Genomic DNA, 16,816 nt, shown 5'->3' with positions numbered 1-16,816 from the left:
TTGGCCCCGGCAAATGGAGAGGACACGATGAAACCTTTGGAAATAGACGTCTTTCTTTGCCGCAGCGACAATTTTGGGGTTCTGCTGCACGATCCCGAGACCGGCGCAACTGCCGCCATCGATGCCCCGGAAGAAGGCCCTATCCTCCGGGCGCTTGAAGGACACGGCTGGAAACTGACCCACATCTTTACCACGCATCATCACCAGGACCATGTCGAAGCCAATCTGGCGCTGAAGGAGCGCTACCATTGCGAAATTCACGGCCCCTACGATGAAGCTGTGGCGATTCCCGGCCTCGATCGTTCGCAGGCGGATGGCGACGAGTTCGAATTTGCAGGCCGCCGCGTTCAGGTCATTGCCACGCCCGGTCATACCGCGGGTCATATCTGTTATCACCTGCCTGACGACGGGCTACTGTTTGCTGCAGACACGCTGTTTGCCATGGGCTGCGGCCGCCTGTTCGAACGTCCGGCTACCGATATGTGGCACTCCTTCCAGAAGCTCATGGCCCTGCCTGACGACACCAGGGTTTATTTCGGCCACGAATACACTCTGTCGAATGCCCGGTTCGCGCTGACAATTGATCCGGACAATGTGGAATTGCAGACGCGTGCTGCGCATGTTGACGTCCTGCGCAGGGAAAACGAGTTCACCATCCCGACCACCATTGGCCTGGAAAAACAGACCAACCCCTACATGCGGGTAGCAGACGGAAAGATTCGTGCGCATCTTGGCCTTGCGGATGCAACGGACGCAGAGGTCTTCGCAGAAATTCGTACCCGCAAGGATAATTTCCAATGAGCACGGCAGAGCTTTCGGCCGAAGCGATTATCCGCGAGCTTGGACTGGAACCACACCCCGAGGGAGGGTTCTACCACCAGACCTTCCGCGACAAGGCGGGTGGAGAGCGCGGCCATTCGACAGCGATCTATTATCTTCTTGAGAAGGGGCAACGGTCGCACTGGCACCGCGTGACTGATGCTGCGGAAGTCTGGCACTATTACGCCGGTGCACCGATTTCCCTGCACCTCTCGCAAGAGGGCAGGGAAGTACAGACCTTCACACTTGGCCCGGCAATATTGGCGGGAGAGCGACCGCAGGTGATAGTTCCGGCGAATTGCTGGCAATCCGCCGAAAGCCTTGGAGTTTTCACTCTCGTCGGCTGCACCGTATCGCCAGGCTTTGCTTTTTCGAGTTTCGTTATGGCAGAGCCCGGCTGGACGCCGGGCGATGCGCTCTAGACCCGTCAGCCGCCGTATTTCGTCGCAGTGATGTAGACCTGGCCAACGCGAGTCGGGATGACCGCATAGACCGGTGCGTACACATCCATTGCGTCGGATTTGGCAAACCAGATCTCCATCGAGATCGATTTCAGATACTCGATGTCCTTCCGCCCCTGCCGGTATCCGGAACGCGGCACGTAGCGCGCCTTGCAGACGACTGCGTCGCCGCTGAAGCCCTGCGTCTTGAAGGGCTTGGTGCCACTCGAACTCAGGACCAGATCCAGGCGCGACTCACCGTCATAGATCGGCAGGCGAGTCGGGCAAATTCTTCCACCCGCGGGGATGATGAGACCCGAGATAGGGTCGAGTACAGATCGCAGGTCGCGATCCTTCACCTCGACCCAGTTGTCTGGCCTGGCTTTTGGCTCCGGCTTGACGGTCGTCGAGGTCACATTGCCGTTGCGATAGACAACATCATAGGTTCGGACGCGCTTGCCATCCTTGTAGACCAGCGAATAGGCGTTAGCCTGCAGCCGGTTTCCACGTTTGGCACCCGAGACAGTCGTCTTGCCGGAAATGTCCTTGAGGACGCTTGCCAGCCCGGCAGCACTGAAGGAGCCGGAAATCGAATAATTGGGGCCGTCCATGCGAGTCGAAAAACTGGCTCGCGCTATGGGCAGGATACCCAGATTGATGCTGTATTCACTCGTATGGCGTGCTTCAGCAGCGAAAGACGGGCCTACACCCGCAAAAGCCATCGCGGCAGCCAAGAAAAACCTTTGTCCTCTGGCAAACATCGGATATCACCCTAAAAGCGGCCCCTTAAAAGGCCTTGTCGGGCGATGATATACGCCGAGTTGTGGCAAGAAAAAAGCGGATGCCGGTTGAAAACGCCGTAATTTCCGTTCATTTGCTCGCGAGCGACTTGACTGTTAAAGCGTGCCTGACTATAGAACCGCAACTTTCCAATCATGGCCAGTTGGATTGCCACCCGGGTTTTGCCGGTGGCGACCGAGTGGTGAAACAGACGAAACGAAATAGGTGTACCCATGTCCCGTGTATGCGAATTGACCGGCAAGGGCGTCCAGACGGGCAACAACGTCAGCCACGCCAACAACAAGACCAAGCGCCGGTTCCTTCCGAACCTCTGCCAAGTCACGTTGATCTCCGATGTTCTTAGCCAGCGTTTCCGCCTGCGTGTTTCCGCAGCGGCTCTCCGCTCGGTCGAACACCGTGGCGGCCTCGATGCCTTCCTTCTGAAGTCCGACGAAAACGAACTGTCGATGCGCGCTCGTCTGCTGCGTCGCCAGATCGCAAAGAAGACGGCTGAAGCTGCTTAATAAGCGGCTTCATTCTTAACGACATTCAGAAGGCTTGAATGGCTTTTGCCACTCAGGCCTTTTGTGTGTTTCAGTAACACGCTTTTTGTTTTGGCATCGGACGAACAGAACACCGTTCTTCTTTTTTCAGTCCGCAGCCCGAACTGGTGGCATCACCCAGGATAAAAAAATGCCTTACCTACGCTACACGGTTGTTTACGTACTTCTGATGACGCTTGTCGTCGTCGCATCCAATATTCTCGTACAGTACCCGTTGTCCGGATCGCTCTTTGGGGTCAACCTCGGAGACCTGCTGACCTGGGGTGCCTTCACCTACCCAATCGCTTTTCTTGTGACCGATCTGACGAACAGGCAGTTCGGCCCGTCGATTGCACGACGCGTGGTACTTGCCGGCTTCGTCGTCGGTGTGACGCTTTCCTTCTGGACCTCGATTCCGCGTATCGCTGTCGCCTCAGGCACGGCCTATCTGATCGGCCAGCTGCTCGATATCTCTGTCTTCAATCGCCTGCGCCGTCAGCGCTGGTGGCATGCACCGCTGGCCGGTTCGATGCTCGGTTCGGTGCTGGACACCGCATTGTTCTTCTCCATCGCCTTTGCGGCGAGTTTCTCCTTCGTTGGCCCGAACGATGCCTTCGCGATCGAGAGCGCTCCCATCCTCGGCATTTTCGCACAGGAAGCACCACGCTGGATCTCCTGGGCGCTTGGCGATCTTTCTGTGAAGGTTCTTGTTGGTCTCGTGATGCTGCTGCCCTATGGCGCGCTGATGAACACATTGAAGCCAATGCCACCGGCAAAAGCACTCTGATTGTGGATTTGATAAAAGCCCGCGAAAGCGGGCTTTTTTTTCATTCAACCAGTTTGAACTCCAGCATCAGATTGCGCTGGAGGAAGGAATGATTGTCGTCGGAGACGATGATGAGACGTGTCGAGCCATCAGGCCCTTTTACCACGTCCATGCCTTCCATATTGTCGATCTGGTAAACCATGCCAGCTTCGAGCAGGATCTCTCCATCGACGACAGCTCCTGGCTTGATATCCTCTGCTCGGATACGGCGGATGCGCATACCGACGCCCTCGGCAAAATTGAACCGCCGCTCCAGAAGTAAAAGGTCACCATTGAGCAGGAAGGCGCCGTCGGTCACGTCGAAGGACGGATGATGGGCGACAGCAAAGGAACCCTTCAGAGGGCCTTCCAGGACGGCCGCAAGCAGGTTTCCATCGGCGTCTATACTCTTCTCGGCAACAACCACCATCGCGCCCTTCAGCAGAGAATCGACCGGCGAAACCGCCAGAGCTTCCATGCCACCATTCGAGCGCAGTTCGTTGTTGGGAATGAGATGCGGCAACCGCCCTATGGGTTTGGAGCTCTCAAAACCTGGATCTGGGAAGATATCAATCCGATGTCGCTGCTCATAGCTGACGAAAACCTTGTCGCCACGAAGCGCCAGGCCCTCCGCGTCGACATCCATTTTCCGGGTAGGTTCGCGTCCGCTTATGTCCAGCATTGGTGCTATGCGAACGTCGGAAACGCCGGAAAGCGCACCACTATCACCGCGCGTGATCTTGCCGGTCAACCAGTGCCCGGTATCCAGCACTGCCACGAAATTTTCACCGTCCGGGCGAAAACGAATGCTTGATATAGCACCGAAAAGCTTTTCGGGAGAGCTCATCACCAGTCCGCCGACGAACTCCAGCTTGCCAAACCGGCTGGCACTGGTCCCGACTTCGAAATTGGCAAGCAAGCGCGATGCGACCGGCACATCGATTGTAGATGCACCGATGGGTGCTGGAACCAATGACGTCGCAGTAAAAAAAACCACCGCTGCCAGACAATTGCGAGCCGAGAAACCCCCGCCCCGCTTATCCTGCACGGCGAACCCGGCGCGGCGCGGCGGACGAATTGGTGTCCTCAAAGAGCGCGGCAAGCTGTTCGGTCATCGCACCGGCCAGTTCATCCGCATCCACGATGGTAACAGCGCGGCGATAATAACGGGTCACGTCATGGCCGATACCAATAGCGAGCAGTTCGACAGGCGACCGTGTTTCGATCTGCTCGATCACAGCCCGCAGGTGCCGTTCAAGGTAGTTGCCCGGATTGACCGAGAGCGTGGAGTCGTCGACTGGCGCACCGTCCGAAATCATCATCATGATCTTGCGCTGCTCAGGACGGCCAATCAGGCGGTTGTGCGCCCACATCAGCGCTTCACCATCGATGTTTTCTTTCAGCAGGCCCTCGCGCATCATCAGGCCAAGATTGCGACGAGCGCGGCGCCATGGCGCATCTGCGGACTTGTAGATGATGTGGCGCAAATCGTTGAGGCGCCCCGGCGAAGCAGGCTTGCTGTTGGCCAGCCACTGCTCGCGCGATTGGCCACCCTTCCATGCCTTGGTGGTGAAGCCGAGAATTTCCACCTTGACGCCCGAGCGCTCCAGTGTACGCGCCAGAATATCGGCGCACGTCGCGGCAACGGTGATCGGACGGCCACGCATCGAACCGGAATTGTCGATGACGAGCGACACGACCGTGTCGCGGAACTTGGTGTCGCGTTCCTTCTTGAAGGACAGCGGCTGCATCGGATCGATGATGAGACGCACGAGACGCGCCGGATCGAGATAGCCCTCTTCCAGATCGAAATCCCAAGAGCGATTCTGCTGCGCCATCAGGCGGCGCTGGAGACGGTTCGCGAGACGTCCGACAGCGCCCTGAAGATGGGCAAGCTGCTTGTCGAGGAAGGCGCGCAGACGGTCGAGTTCCGCCTCATCGCAAAGTTCCTCGGCATGAATTTCCTCGTCAAACTCCTGCGTGAAGATGCGGTAGTCGACCTTCTCGTTGAAATCGTCAAACGGGCTGTTGGGTCGGCGTGTTTCACCTGGTGTCTCGGAATCCTCGTCGAGATCGTCGGACATTTCCTCGTCCGACATCTCGGCACCGTCCATCTCGCCTTCTTCCATTTCCTCTTGCGAGGCTTCGTTCTCATCAGCGGGCGTCGCGTCGGAACCGGCTTCCTCCTCGACCTGTTCTTCTTCGGTCTCGTTGGTCCGCGGCTGATCCTCGTCTGAATCGGCCTCCTGGCTTTCCGGCTCGTTGTCGTCGTCGCCGAAATCCTCTGCCATCTGCATGGACGTCAGCATTTTGCGAACCAGCTTCGAGAACGCCTTCTGGTCGCTGATGACATTGGACAGATCGTCGAGATCGCCGGCGGCCTTGTCCTCAATGAAGTCCCGCCAAAGGTCGAGAACCTTGCCCGCGCTTGCAGGCGGCTTTTCGCCGGTCAGCTTTTCGCGCACGAGCATCGCCACCGCCTCGGCAATTGGCGCATCGTTCTGTGTGCTGATGTCCGAAAAATTCGCCTTGGCATATTTCTCGGTGTTCATGGCGCGAATGTTGGAAGCCATGCCGGGCATGCGCAAAGCACCGATTGATTCAACGCGCGCCTGCTCCACTGCATCGAAGATCAGCCGGGCATCGGTTCCCTGCGGAGACATGGTCGCATGCACATCGCTGTCATGGCAGGCAAGGCGTAGCGCCATGGAATCGCCAAGTCCACGCGTGATGGCGATTTCCTGCGCGGTCGGCTTCTTGGAAATTTCCGGCAAACGCATACGCTCGCCAGCAAGACCGGGTCGCTCGTTTGCAAATACAACCTCGACCTCGGAATCTCCTGCAACCGATCTTACGCAGCCGGCAATCGCCTGGCGTAGCGGCTCCGTATCGATCGCCGTACCCGGTTTCGCTCTGGAATTGTCGCCGCGCCCTGCCATTGTCTTTCCTGTCGATTCTCGACGCCCCAGAGCCGCCCATCGGAGATGCGCGGCCCTTCGGCGCCTTCACGTCATCGGTGATGTTTCCCGGAAAACCGGAAAAATCAGGCGCTCAAAACGATGTTCGCAGCGCTTTCCTTCAGTTCAACGCCGAATGCGCGCTGATACTGTTCCGCAACCAGCGTGCGCTCGAGTTCGTCGCACTTGTTGAGGAAGGTCACGCGGAAAGCGAAGGCGATATCGCCGAAGATTTCCGCGTTTTCTGCCCAGGTGATGACCGTACGAGGGCTCATGACGGTCGAAAGGTCGCCGTTGATGAAGGCCGAACGGGTCAGGTCAGCCACCCGCACCATTTTGGAAACGGTTTCACGCCCCTTCGGGTTGTTGAAGCTCTTCACCTTGGCAGCGATGATGTTCACTTCCTGCTCATGCGGCAGGTAGTTGAGCGTCGTCACGATGGACCAACGGTCCATCTGCGCCTGGTTGATCTGCTGCGTGCCGTGGTAGAGGCCGGTGGTATCTCCGAGGCCGACGGTGTTTGCGGTCGCAAACAGGCGGAAGGCTGGATGAGGACGGATAACTCGGCTCTGGTCAAGCAGCGTCAGACGACCGGAGGATTCCAGTACGCGCTGAATAACGAACATCACGTCCGGGCGGCCGGCATCGTATTCGTCGAAGACCAGCGCGACATTGTGCTGGTACGCCCATGGCAGAATGCCATCCTTGAATTCGGTGACCTGCTTGCCGTCTTTCAGGACGATAGCGTCCTTGCCGACGAGATCGATACGGCTGACATGGCTGTCGAGGTTGACGCGAACGCAAGGCCAGTTGAGGCGCGCTGCGACCTGTTCGATATGGGTAGATTTACCGGTTCCGTGGAAGCCGGACACCATGACACGTCGGTTGTGAGCAAAACCGGCAAGAATAGCAAGCGTTGTATCGCGGTCGAAAAGATAGTCTGGATCGAGGTCGGGAACATAGGCGTCGCCCTGCGAATAGGCAGGAACCCGCAGATCCGTATCAATGCCGAAAACCTCCCGCACGGACACGGTTGTGTCGGGCAGGTTAGAAATATCAAGGTCGATTTTGCTCATCACGTCTCCAAGGCGGGCGGCAGCCACCCGGCCACATCATAATCAGGCGGTAAACACGAAAAAGGCTTAGCAGAAACCTGACTGCTTTAACAATTGATATGCTTGAACAACAGCCCGAAAACGTTCTTCCGAACCACGATCGCCACCATTAGCATCTGGATGGTGCTTTTTGACAAGCTCCTTGTAGCGCCTTTTTATCTCTTCCTGTGTTGCACCTGCAGAAAGATCGAGCGTATCGAAGGCTTTGGCTTCCAGCGTCTTGAGCTTGCGGGCTTGCTGAATACGTTGGCTACCCGCCCTTCCCCCTTGCGCAAAACCATTGGTGAAGCCGAAAGGATCGCGGATACGGGCGTTGGCACCTGCTGCGCCGGACCGTAGGGTAGAATGCAGCGGACTGTCGCGCGCGGTCTTGTTGACGCCAACCGTCCATGTCGGGCGGTGACCGGTCACAGCTTCTTTCTGGTATCGGGCAATCTCGCCATCGGACAGGCCGGAGAAGTAGTTGTAGCCCTTGTTATAGTCCTTCACATGCTCGAAACAGAACAGGAAGAATTGCCCCTCGGCATTGCGGCCGACAGGTGCCCGGTGAACGCCCGGCTTGTCGCATCCATCCCACTGGCAGGTTGGCGCCTGAACCTCAGGCTCCTTTTCCCTTTTCCGACGCGTGCGGATGCGGTCAAAATATTTCGAATCCAGTTTCATGATGTCCTGATTATGGTGCGCGAAAGCACGCACAACAAGAATTGACAAATTGGAATGTTGCTGGCTTCTAGGTAGCCCCTTTTTAGAAAGCCAACAGGATTGGAGCAGCCAGCATGTCCCTGCGCGAACGCATAGAAACCAAGCTCAAAGAGAGCTTTTCGCCGGAGCGGCTTCGGGTGATCGATGAAAGCCATATGCATGCCGGCCACCAGCCGGATATTACCGGCACGGGCGAGACGCATATGCGTGTACAGATAGTGGCGGAAGGCTTTCTCGGCAAGTCACGCGTCGACCGCCACAGGGCGATCAACGCACTTTTGAAGCCGGAGCTCGATGCCGGCCTGCATGCGCTTGCGATAGAGGCCGCAGCGCCGGGCGAACCCACCCGTTTCTAAGCTCAGCCGGGATGCTTTTCCGACAGGAAAGACTGTACCTCGGACGCCGCAACATCATCGGCCACGAAAGATTGGCCGATGCCGTGGGTCAGGATGAAGGTGAGCTTGCCACCCTTTACCTTCTTGTCCTGAGCGATCGCCGCCATCAATGTTTCAACAGGCGGCAATTTGCCTGGAATATCCTTCATCGTCGTCGGCAGGCCGACAGCCTTCAGATGCGCTTCCACGCGCGCCGCATCATCCGGGCTTGCAAGGTTGAGGCGTGACGAGAACTGGTGGGCCAGCACCATGCCGATCGCAACACCTTCACCATGCACAAGTCGCTTGCTGTCGTAATCTGTCGCGGCCTCCAGCGCATGGCCGAAAGTATGACCGAGATTGAGCAGCGCACGAACACCGTTTTCCTTCTCGTCGGCAACAACGACATCGGCCTTTGCCTGGCAGCTCGTCGCAATCGCCTGAATCCGGGCTGGACCGCCGCTTTTGATCTCGTCCCAGTTTTTTTCCAGCCAGAAGAAAAATTCAGGCTTGTCGATCAGGCCGTACTTCACGACCTCAGCATAACCGGCGCGAAATTCGCGCGGGCTCAGCGTATCGAGAACGGCCGTATCTGCCAGAACCAGATCAGGCTGATGGAAGACACCAACAAGGTTCTTGCCATGCCGCGTGTTGATGCCCGTCTTCCCGCCGACCGACGAATCGACCTGCGCCAGAAGCGAGGTCGGGATCTGAACAAACCGCACACCGCGGCGCACGATGCCAGCAGCAAATCCGGCGAGATCACCGATGACGCCGCCGCCGAGTGCGATCACCGCATCGTTGCGTTCAACACGCGCTGCCAGAACAGCGTCGCAAACCGTCATGAGATGCTCGAAGCTCTTCGTCTTCTCGCCGGCGGGCAACGTCAGAGAGACGGCCTCGATACCATCCGTCTGAAGCCCATCCATCAGATTTTCGAGATAAAGCGGTGCCACATGCTCATCGGTGATGATTGCGGCGCGCTTTCCCTTCAAACGGGCAGAAATCTCCCCGCCTGCCCTGCCGATCAGCCCCGGCCCGATCAGAATGTCGTAGGCGCGTTCACCGAGCGGCACATGGACGAGACGTTCTTCACTCTGGTTTTCGGCGGGCGTCATGGCATCTCATCTTTCTGTTCAATGCCGGCAATCGCGGCCAGCACTTCATTCACAATGATTTCCTTGCGCACGTCCCGCGATTCGATGGTCATGTCGGCTTCCGCATAAATCGGATAGCGCTTCTCCATCAAAGCCGAGAGTGTCGCTTTCGGGTTTTCGGTTTTGAGAAGCGGTCGATGGTCACGCTTGTTCACGCGCTCCCACAAAACTTCGATATCCGCCTTCAGCCACAACGAAACACTGCCCCGCTTGATATGACGGCGGGTATTCTCGTTGATAAAAGCGCCGCCGCCTGTCGAAATGACCTTTGGCCCGCCGCGCATCAACCGTTTGATGACGCGGGTCTCGAGCGCCCGGAACTCATCTTCTCCGTAGGTAGCAAAAAGCTCCGAAATCGTCATCCGCGACACGCGTTCGATTTCGACATCCGTATCGATGAAAGAAAGCTTGAGTTGCTGTGCCACCAAACGGCCGATGGCGGATTTTCCCGCTCCCATAAGCCCGACAAAGACAATATTGCGCCGTCCGAGCTTCGCCCGCGCCTGTTCCCCAAGTGTGGATGGGACTGTTAAATTCGTTTCATTCATAAATTTGAAAGCCCGTTTGGCATGGATATCTGCAAATGTTTACGAAGCGTCAAGCCAAATTGCTGACTGAATTGCGTTGAATCACTTGGATACCCACGGCCATGCCGTGCACAATACCGCCGAATGGAGCCACTATGCCGACCCTCTTCCGCTTCACGATCGTACTGGCGACCATTGCAGGGCTGATCTATGGCAGCATGGTGCTCCTCGTAATGTTCGTACAGCCGCGCGAACGTGAGGTCACCGTGCGCATTCCTTCAGAGCGGCTAAACCCATCCACGACTGAACCCGCAAGGCGCGCACCATGACCAATGTGCGTGGGATGAGCGGCCGGGATGGCGCCCGGCTTGAGAGTTTTCTGGAAATGATGAGCGCCGAGCGGGGCGCAGCCACAAACACGCTCTCCTCGTACGAGCACGACCTCTCCGATCTTCGCGAATTTCTGGCCGGACAGGGCCAATCTCTGACAGAGGCGGAGAGCAACGATCTTTCCGCCTATCTGGCACATCTTTCCGCGCAGGGTTTTGCATCGACCTCGCAGGCACGGCGCCTGTCATCGATGCGCCAATTCTACCGCTTTCTCTATGCTGAAGGATTACGCGGGGACGATCCAACCGGCATTCTCGACGCGCCCAAGAAGGGCCGCGCCCTGCCCAAGACAATGAGCGTAGCGGATGTGACGCGATTGTTGGCGTTGGCAGCGGACGAAGCGCAAAGCCAAGGCCCCGGTCAGCTTGGCCGGATCAGAATGCATTTGTTGCTGGAATTGCTTTACGCCACCGGCATGCGTGTCAGCGAACTTGTTTCGCTACCTTCCAAGGTGTTGCGCCACGAAGGCCGTTTCCTGATGATCCGTGGCAAAGGCAACAAGGACCGTATGGTGTTATTGTCGCGCACGGCCATCACGGCAATGACCGCATATGACGACGCGCGCAAGGCGCTTTCTCCCGAAAAAGCCAAGGCCGCCGAAGACAGTCCATGGCTTTTTCCCTCGAACGGGAAGGAAGGTCACCTGACGCGGCAGGTTTTTGCCCGAGACCTGAAAGATATCGCAATCCGTGCCGGCCTGAGCCCTTCCGCAATCTCACCGCACGTCATGCGTCATGCCTTTGCCAGTCATCTGCTGCAAAATGGCGCAGACCTTCGTGCCGTGCAGGAACTGCTCGGCCATTCAGACATTTCAACGACACAAATCTATACACATGTGCTGGAAGAACGCCTGCAAGAGCTGGTACAAACGCATCACCCTCTTGCCAAACAGGCTAAAAACCTTGATTAGAGCGACCGGAACCGCCGGATAACCCGGTCAAACCTTGCGCAAAACGATCGGAAACGGATCTCATGCACAACTACCTCGACTTCGAAAAACCTATCTCCGACCTTGAGGGCAAGATCATCGAGCTGAAGAAGCTTGCCGCCGAAGACGAGAGCATAGACACCTCGGAGGAGATCGGACGTCTTGAAACGCGCGTCAACGACGCGATGCAGGACATCTATTCGAAACTGAATGCCTGGCAGAAAACGCAGGTCGCGCGCCATCCGCAGCGTCCGCACTTCATCGACTATGCCAATGCGCTGTTCACCGATTTCACGCCGCTCGCCGGCGACCGTAAATTTTCTGAAGACGCCGCCATCCAGGCTGGCCTTGCCCGCTTTAACGGCCAACCGGTTGCCATTATCGGCCAGGAAAAGGGTAACGACACCAAGTCGCGTCTCAAGCACAACTTCGGCAGCCCGCGCCCGGAAGGATATCGCAAGGCTATCCGCGTGCTGGAACTGGCTGACCGCTTCTCGCTACCGGTTGTCACCCTGATCGACACCGCTGGCGCATACCCAGGCGTTGGCGCAGAAGAGCGCGGCCAGGCGGAAGCCATCGCCCGCTCGACAGAAATGTGCCTGAACGTCAAGGTTCCGATCGTCTCTGTCGTCATCGGTGAAGGTGGTTCGGGTGGCGCAATCGCAATTGCGACCGGCAATCGCGTCTATATGCTCGAGCACGCGATCTACTCGGTTATTTCCCCGGAAGGTGCCGCCTCCATTCTCTGGCGCGATTCGACCCGTGCCAAGGAAGCCGCGACCAACATGAAGATCACATCCGACGATCTGAAGTCTCTTGGCGTTATCGACGGCATCATTCCAGAGCCGATGGGCGGCGCCCATCGCGATCCATCAAAGGTTATCAAGGCGACCGGTGACGTTATCGGCAAGGCGCTGGAAGACCTCTCGCAGCAGTCCGGTACGCAGTTGCGCGCCGAACGCCGCCAGAAATTCCTGGATATCGGCAGAAGCCTCTAAGTCGCACCCACCAGATCTCTGCGCCTTATTTTCCAGACAGTCCGCCCCAACTCGGCCACAGTCGCGTCACATCAAAGTGATGGGTCGGTAGCCAGGGGCGGATTCCGATTCAGTTAAGAAGATGTAAACGGTTAATATCGTATTTAAATTGCAGACGCGCAGGTGTAGAACTGCGCCGCGACATCGTCTTTCGGATCGACTCATGCGTTTGACACATTTTGCACTGCTTGCCTGCACGGCGCTCGTTCTTACCGGCTGCAACGACACGTTGGAAACCGTCGAGCGCGACGTATCTCACGTCAAGAACAAGGTCGACTATCCACTCGCGCCATCCATTCTGGCTGAGATGGACAAGAAGAACATGGAGCGGACGTCGCCGATTGCGATCCGTATCTTCAAGGAAGAAGGCGTTCTGGAAATCTGGAAGGCCAAGCGAGACAATCGTTTCGACAAGATTGCCGAATATCAGATCTGTGCCTGGTCCGGAAAACTTGGCCCCAAGGTCAAGGAAGGCGACCGCCAGGCGCCCGAGGGTTTCTACAACCTTACGCCTGCGCATCTCAATCCTAACTCGAAATATTACCTCGCCATCAATACCGGGTTCCCGAACCGCTACGATCAGGCGAATGGCCGCAACGGTACGAACCTGATGATTCACGGCGCCTGCTCGTCTTCCGGCTGCTATTCGATGACGGACGCGCAGATTCTTGAAATCTACGGTTTTGCCAGAGACGCCTTCAAGGGCGGCCAGAAAACCGTACAGTTGCAGGCCTTCCCCTTCCGTATGACGGCGGAAAACATGGCTCGCCATCGCCAGAGCGAGCACATAGAGTTCTGGAAAATGCTGAAGGTCGGCTACGATAATTTCGAAGTCACCAAACGTCCACCTGAGGTGAATGTTTGCGAAAAGAAATATGTCTTCAACCAGCAGGTGGAAGGCGGCGCTGTAAACGCCTCCGCGCAGTGCCCTGCAATGAGCACCCCACCGGCATTGGCCAGTGCACTGTCGAGCTACGAAAAGACCTACGACCTCGCCTATGACAAGGCGATGAAGAAGTTCGATGGCATGGCCTGGTACGACCCGAGCGAAGCCGAACGCAAAGCACTCGTCGCTGAAAAGCGCAAAGGTCGCGAGCCGGCTTACGCCCCGACCGGTTCTGCCCTCAAGGCTGGCAAGCTGATGAAGGAAACCGAATACGCAGCGCTTATGGAAAAGAAAGCGCAGCAAGTGACCACGACGTCGCCAGCGACGACGGCGACCGCCTCTTCATTGCGTGGGCCCCGCCCGACGGCAGCACAACCAGCAGCGCCGCAATCTAACCCGGCACCGGCTGCACCGACGATGGTCGCGTCTGCAGCAGCACCATCGTCTGGCGCTCCAGGCGGAGCAGCACAGAGCGTTCCCGTTCCCGCCATGAACCCCTTGGCCTATTCCGCGGCACCTCAGCCTGAAGCGCCGGAAAAGAAGCCATTCTGGAAGTTCTGGGCCAAGGAATGACCCGGACGACCGAGATCCTATTCGACTTGAGGGGGCTTAAATGCCCCCTTCCGGTTTTGAGGAGCCGCAAAAAACTCACAGCCCTCCAAGCTGGAGATACGCTCACTGTCGAGACGACCGACCCTCTGGCAGTCATCGATATTCCGCATATGTGTAACGAAGATGGTCACACATTGCTGGAAACTGTCGCGACTGACACGGGGCATCGGTTCAGGATCGTTAAAGGCTGACGGTAGCCTTGCTGCCGGTTAAAACCGTAGACCGGAAATCGCCAGAGGATTGTCGGTTATCGCCTGTCGGTCTGGGCGATCAATGCGTGGCGCCCCTGTAAAAGCGGCGAAGAGATCCTGCACAAATGCCTCTGGCAAATCTCTGGTAATCAGAACCATGCGCGTGCGCTGATCTTTCGGATCAGGCCATGCGGCAAGGCGTTCCGGCGCATGGAAAATGTTCTGCACGCCGTGCAGCACCAGAGGCCGCTGCGGATTGTCAGAGACCTTAACGATCGCCTTCATACGCAACAGCTTTTCGCCATGCGCCGATCGCAGAAGATCGACAAACATGTCGATCGCCATCGGGTCGATGGGGGCGTCGTGCACGATCGAGAAAGAACGGATCCGATCATCGTGACGATTGACGTCATGGTGATGGTGATGGTGATGGTGATGGTGATGGTCGTGATCGCCATGCCCGTGATGATGGTCATGATGATGTGCGTGGGCATCTTCCTCACCCAGCCAGCGGCTAACGTCGGCTGTTTTGCCTTCAGTGTTGTAGAGACCGTTGTCGAGCAGCTCCGCAGCGCTCCATTCGTTTCGGTCGCCGTCCTCGATCACAGCACGCGGGTTAAGAGATTGAAGGCGTGTCATCAGCCTGGAAAGGCTTGCATCATCGGCAAGCGTCCGCTTCGTCAGCACAAGCCGATCGGCAACCGCGACCTGCTTTACCGCTTCGACATGATTGTCGAGCGTCGACAAGCCGTTGACGGCGTCCACGACGGTAACAACGCCGTTCAACGAGAAGCCGTGGGCAATGACCGGATTGCCCATGACAGACTGCATGACAGGCGCAGGATCGGCAAGTCCGGTGGTTTCGATCACCACGCGGTTGACGCGTTTCAACCTGCCGGTCTGCATGCCGTCCATCAATTCCGCCAGCGTGTCCACCAACTCACCACGCACTGTGCAGCAAAGACAACCTTCGGCAAGCTCAATGATGCCATCGCCAGAGCTTTCTACCAGCATGTGGTCGATGCTGACGTCGCCGAACTCATTGATGATGATCGCCGCATCGCTCATTGCGGGATCTTTCAGCAGACGGTTGAGCAGCGTCGATTTTCCAGCACCGAGAAATCCAGTGATGATGGAAACCGGGATGCGATCGCGAGACATGTCGTGCCTGTCAATTTTGGGGCTGTTCCAATAACGAGAACTCATCGTATGGCTGGAACCGCGTGAGAAACAAAATATCGCCCGTCGCAGGAAGCAACGAGCGACATCGTAATATCATAACACGGCCGCGATGCGAACGGGAAATCCTCAGATCGTGTCACGCCCTGACGCTCACCGACAGCGGCAGAAAATCAGAATGTCGGACGCGGGATCGGGATTGGAACATTGGCCACCTCGCCCTTTGTTGCGTTGACTGCAACGGTTTCGCTGCCAGGAATAAGGCCTGCGAAGGAATATTCCGGCGGACGCGTCATTTCCCTGACATACGGAGAATGGATCTTCATGCGTCCCGCCTCATCGCGGCTTTCACTGCGGATCTTGGCGGCCTTGGGATTGCAGATTTCGGCGCTCACATCATTCACGATATCGGTATCGCCGTAGGGAGAAAGCGACGCCAGCGAAACGCCCTGACCGGATGGCGAGGTCAATCCCAACTGCAACAGATCTGCGGATTGATCTGTACGTCCACCGAGACTATCGGCACCCAGCACCACGGTAATCACCGAACGGCCATTGCGGGTCGCCGAAGAAACCTGATTGAAGCCGGAGGCACAGATGAAGCCGGTCTTCATGCCGTCGGCACCTTCGAAACGGCCGACAAGCATGTTGTAGTTGGCATAGTTCTTCTTGCCGGTTGTGACGCCTTCAAGCGAGAAGTAGCCGGCATATTCAGGGAATTCGCGCTTGATGATGAGCGCCAGAAGCGCAAGGTCGCGTGCCGTCGTATATTGCCCCTTGCCGGGCAGACCGTTGGCATTGACATAATGGGTCGAACTCATGCCGAGGCGCGCCGCCTGCGCATTCATCTGCGCCACGAAATTGTCGTTCGTCCCACCGATCGTTTCAGCAATCGCAACGGCGACATCATTCGCAGATTTGATCAGCAGCAGCTTCAGCGCGCTGTCGAGCGTGAGCTTCTGGCCAGGCTTGAAATACATTTTCGACGCAGGCTGATCGGCTGCCTTCTTGCTGAAGACAACTTCCGTCTGAGGACTGATCCGACCCGACTTCATGGCCGAGAACGCGATATATGCGGTCATCAGCTTCGTCAGCGATGCCGGATACCATTTGCGAAACGCCTCCTGATGGGAGATGACCTTGCCGGTCTTGACGTCAACCACGATCTTTGGATTGGCGTTCGCCATTGGCGCCGTGGCAACAAGTCCGGCCGTCAGGACGGCGACGATCTTTGAAAGCCGCCAGGCGGCGTTTGGCATTCTGCTGTTCTGTGGCAAGGCGTGTCCTCGAATTCCCATGGTCGGTCGGGAACTGGCAATATTCACCATATATGTCCTAGCAATGGCAAAACGCATTACTTATTTTGCACAATTCC

The 16,816-nt window shown here is 57.2% G+C and carries 19 protein-coding genes; 10 read left to right on the top strand and 9 right to left on the bottom strand.

From position 1 onward, the window contains the following. Positions 1 to 27 precede the first annotated feature (27 nt). Together gloB and FY156_24135 are read left to right on the top strand one after the other, a co-directional pair. On the top strand, positions 28 to 801 hold the full coding sequence (gene gloB, locus FY156_24140) for a hydroxyacylglutathione hydrolase (GenBank protein ID UXS04552.1): 774 nt from the start codon (positions 28 to 30) through the stop codon (positions 799 to 801). Then, complete coding sequence (locus tag FY156_24135) at positions 798 to 1,241, top strand: cupin (GenBank protein ID UXS04551.1); 444 nt, start codon at positions 798 to 800, stop codon at positions 1,239 to 1,241. The genes gloB and FY156_24135 overlap by 4 nt, the downstream gene beginning before the upstream one ends. Positions 1,242 to 1,246: 5 nt before the next feature. On the opposite strand, the gene FY156_24130 is transcribed toward FY156_24135, so the two are convergent. Then, entirely contained in the window at positions 1,247 to 2,020 is a 774-nt protein-coding gene (locus FY156_24130; GenBank protein ID UXS04550.1) for a DUF3108 domain-containing protein, read from the bottom strand. Between the two features lie 252 nt (positions 2,021 to 2,272). Between FY156_24130 and rpmB the strand changes: the two genes are divergently transcribed. Further along, positions 2,273 to 2,563 carry a 50S ribosomal protein L28 gene (gene rpmB / locus FY156_24125; GenBank protein ID UXS04549.1) on the top strand — a complete coding sequence of 97 codons (291 nt, stop codon included), beginning with the start codon at positions 2,273 to 2,275 and terminating at the stop codon, positions 2,561 to 2,563. Between the two features lie 169 nt (positions 2,564 to 2,732). Next, positions 2,733 to 3,368 (top strand): queuosine precursor transporter, encoded by a 636-nt coding sequence (locus FY156_24120; protein ID UXS04548.1) that lies wholly within the window; start codon positions 2,733 to 2,735, stop codon positions 3,366 to 3,368. 40 nt (positions 3,369 to 3,408) lie between these two features. Here the strand turns inward: FY156_24120 and FY156_24115 are convergent, their stop codons facing one another. The 4 genes from FY156_24115 to FY156_24100 all read right to left on the bottom strand — a co-directional run bounded on the left by FY156_24115 (position 3,409) and on the right by FY156_24100 (position 8,121). Next, positions 3,409 to 4,392: a hypothetical protein gene (locus tag FY156_24115; protein UXS05229.1), complete on the bottom strand. Its 984-nt coding sequence runs from the start codon at positions 4,390 to 4,392 to the stop codon at positions 3,409 to 3,411. A 31-nt stretch (positions 4,393 to 4,423) separates the two neighbouring features. Next, a complete protein-coding gene (gene cobT / locus FY156_24110; protein ID UXS04547.1) occupies positions 4,424 to 6,325 on the bottom strand; it encodes a cobaltochelatase subunit CobT in 1,902 nt (633 codons plus the stop codon). Positions 6,326 to 6,429: 104 nt separating this feature from the next. Then, positions 6,430 to 7,419, bottom strand: a complete 990-nt coding sequence (gene cobS, locus FY156_24105; GenBank protein UXS04546.1) for a cobaltochelatase subunit CobS — start codon at positions 7,417 to 7,419, stop codon at positions 6,430 to 6,432. 66 nt (positions 7,420 to 7,485) lie between these two features. After that, on the bottom strand, positions 7,486 to 8,121 hold the full coding sequence (locus tag FY156_24100) for a DnaJ domain-containing protein (GenBank protein UXS04545.1): 636 nt from the start codon (positions 8,119 to 8,121) through the stop codon (positions 7,486 to 7,488). Positions 8,122 to 8,234: 113 nt separating this feature from the next. On the opposite strand from FY156_24100, the gene FY156_24095 reads away from it, so the two are divergent. Continuing rightward, positions 8,235 to 8,516: a BolA family transcriptional regulator gene (locus tag FY156_24095; protein ID UXS04544.1), complete on the top strand. Its 282-nt coding sequence runs from the start codon at positions 8,235 to 8,237 to the stop codon at positions 8,514 to 8,516. A 2-nt stretch (positions 8,517 to 8,518) separates the two neighbouring features. Here FY156_24095 and FY156_24090 read toward each other — a convergent pair whose 3' ends face one another. Beyond that, positions 8,519 to 9,652 (bottom strand): 3-dehydroquinate synthase, encoded by a 1,134-nt coding sequence (locus tag FY156_24090; GenBank protein ID UXS04543.1) that lies wholly within the window; start codon positions 9,650 to 9,652, stop codon positions 8,519 to 8,521. Further along, positions 9,649 to 10,239, bottom strand: coding sequence for a shikimate kinase (locus FY156_24085; GenBank protein UXS04542.1), 591 nt, complete (start codon positions 10,237 to 10,239; stop codon positions 9,649 to 9,651). The genes FY156_24090 and FY156_24085 overlap by 4 nt, the downstream gene beginning before the upstream one ends. 134 nt (positions 10,240 to 10,373) lie before the next feature. Here FY156_24085 and FY156_24080 point away from each other — a divergent pair, with 134 nt between their 5' ends. The 5 genes from FY156_24080 (at position 10,374) to FY156_24060 (ending at position 14,262) form a co-directional block, all read left to right on the top strand. Further along, complete coding sequence (locus FY156_24080) at positions 10,374 to 10,547, top strand: histidine kinase (protein UXS04541.1); 174 nt, start codon at positions 10,374 to 10,376, stop codon at positions 10,545 to 10,547. A gap of 14 nt (positions 10,548 to 10,561) precedes the next feature. Continuing rightward, positions 10,562 to 11,518 (top strand): site-specific tyrosine recombinase XerD, encoded by a 957-nt coding sequence (gene xerD, locus FY156_24075; protein UXS05228.1) that lies wholly within the window; start codon positions 10,562 to 10,564, stop codon positions 11,516 to 11,518. A gap of 62 nt (positions 11,519 to 11,580) precedes the next feature. After that, positions 11,581 to 12,534, top strand: coding sequence for an acetyl-CoA carboxylase carboxyltransferase subunit alpha (locus FY156_24070; GenBank protein UXS04540.1), 954 nt, complete (start codon positions 11,581 to 11,583; stop codon positions 12,532 to 12,534). A 202-nt stretch (positions 12,535 to 12,736) separates the two neighbouring features. Further along, positions 12,737 to 14,032 (top strand): murein L,D-transpeptidase, encoded by a 1,296-nt coding sequence (locus FY156_24065; GenBank protein ID UXS04539.1) that lies wholly within the window; start codon positions 12,737 to 12,739, stop codon positions 14,030 to 14,032. Beyond that, positions 14,029 to 14,262 carry a sulfurtransferase TusA family protein gene (locus FY156_24060; protein UXS04538.1) on the top strand — a complete coding sequence of 78 codons (234 nt, stop codon included), beginning with the start codon at positions 14,029 to 14,031 and terminating at the stop codon, positions 14,260 to 14,262. The genes FY156_24065 and FY156_24060 overlap by 4 nt, the downstream gene beginning before the upstream one ends. 18 nt (positions 14,263 to 14,280) lie before the next feature. On the opposite strand, the gene FY156_24055 is transcribed toward FY156_24060, so the two are convergent. Beyond that, the gene (locus FY156_24055) at positions 14,281 to 15,423 is read right to left on the bottom strand and encodes a GTP-binding protein (protein ID UXS04537.1); all 1,143 of its coding nucleotides are present in this window, start codon (positions 15,421 to 15,423) and stop codon (positions 14,281 to 14,283) included. Between the two features lie 191 nt (positions 15,424 to 15,614). Beyond that, complete coding sequence (locus tag FY156_24050) at positions 15,615 to 16,718, bottom strand: D-alanyl-D-alanine carboxypeptidase (protein UXS04536.1); 1,104 nt, start codon at positions 16,716 to 16,718, stop codon at positions 15,615 to 15,617. Between the last annotated feature and the right edge of the window lie 98 nt (positions 16,719 to 16,816).

The organism is Agrobacterium tumefaciens (genome assembly GCA_025559845.1).
Taxonomy (GTDB): Bacteria; Pseudomonadota; Alphaproteobacteria; order Rhizobiales; family Rhizobiaceae; genus Agrobacterium.
The sequence above is the reverse complement of the archived record's forward strand: the minus strand, read 5'-3'. Positions and strand labels throughout refer to the sequence as shown.

Coding starts and splice junctions, on each gene's coding strand:
- FY156_24070 (UXS04540.1), top strand. CDS start 11,581: ATGCACAACTACCTCGACTTCGAAAAACCTATCTCCGACCTTGAGGGC.
- FY156_24120 (UXS04548.1), top strand. CDS start 2,733: ATGCCTTACCTACGCTACACGGTTGTTTACGTACTTCTGATGACGCTT.
- FY156_24135 (UXS04551.1), top strand. CDS start 798: ATGAGCACGGCAGAGCTTTCGGCCGAAGCGATTATCCGCGAGCTTGGA.
- xerD (UXS05228.1), top strand. CDS start 10,562: ATGAGCGGCCGGGATGGCGCCCGGCTTGAGAGTTTTCTGGAAATGATG.
- FY156_24055 (UXS04537.1), bottom strand. CDS start 15,423: ATGTCTCGCGATCGCATCCCGGTTTCCATCATCACTGGATTTCTCGGT.
- FY156_24130 (UXS04550.1), bottom strand. CDS start 2,020: ATGTTTGCCAGAGGACAAAGGTTTTTCTTGGCTGCCGCGATGGCTTTT.
- cobS (UXS04546.1), bottom strand. CDS start 7,419: ATGAGCAAAATCGACCTTGATATTTCTAACCTGCCCGACACAACCGTG.
- FY156_24085 (UXS04542.1), bottom strand. CDS start 10,239: ATGAATGAAACGAATTTAACAGTCCCATCCACACTTGGGGAACAGGCG.
- FY156_24090 (UXS04543.1), bottom strand. CDS start 9,652: ATGACGCCCGCCGAAAACCAGAGTGAAGAACGTCTCGTCCATGTGCCG.
- FY156_24065 (UXS04539.1), top strand. CDS start 12,737: ATGCGTTTGACACATTTTGCACTGCTTGCCTGCACGGCGCTCGTTCTT.
- FY156_24095 (UXS04544.1), top strand. CDS start 8,235: ATGTCCCTGCGCGAACGCATAGAAACCAAGCTCAAAGAGAGCTTTTCG.
- FY156_24080 (UXS04541.1), top strand. CDS start 10,374: ATGCCGACCCTCTTCCGCTTCACGATCGTACTGGCGACCATTGCAGGG.
- gloB (UXS04552.1), top strand. CDS start 28: ATGAAACCTTTGGAAATAGACGTCTTTCTTTGCCGCAGCGACAATTTT.
- cobT (UXS04547.1), bottom strand. CDS start 6,325: ATGGCAGGGCGCGGCGACAATTCCAGAGCGAAACCGGGTACGGCGATC.
- FY156_24060 (UXS04538.1), top strand. CDS start 14,029: ATGACCCGGACGACCGAGATCCTATTCGACTTGAGGGGGCTTAAATGC.
- FY156_24100 (UXS04545.1), bottom strand. CDS start 8,121: ATGAAACTGGATTCGAAATATTTTGACCGCATCCGCACGCGTCGGAAA.
- rpmB (UXS04549.1), top strand. CDS start 2,273: ATGTCCCGTGTATGCGAATTGACCGGCAAGGGCGTCCAGACGGGCAAC.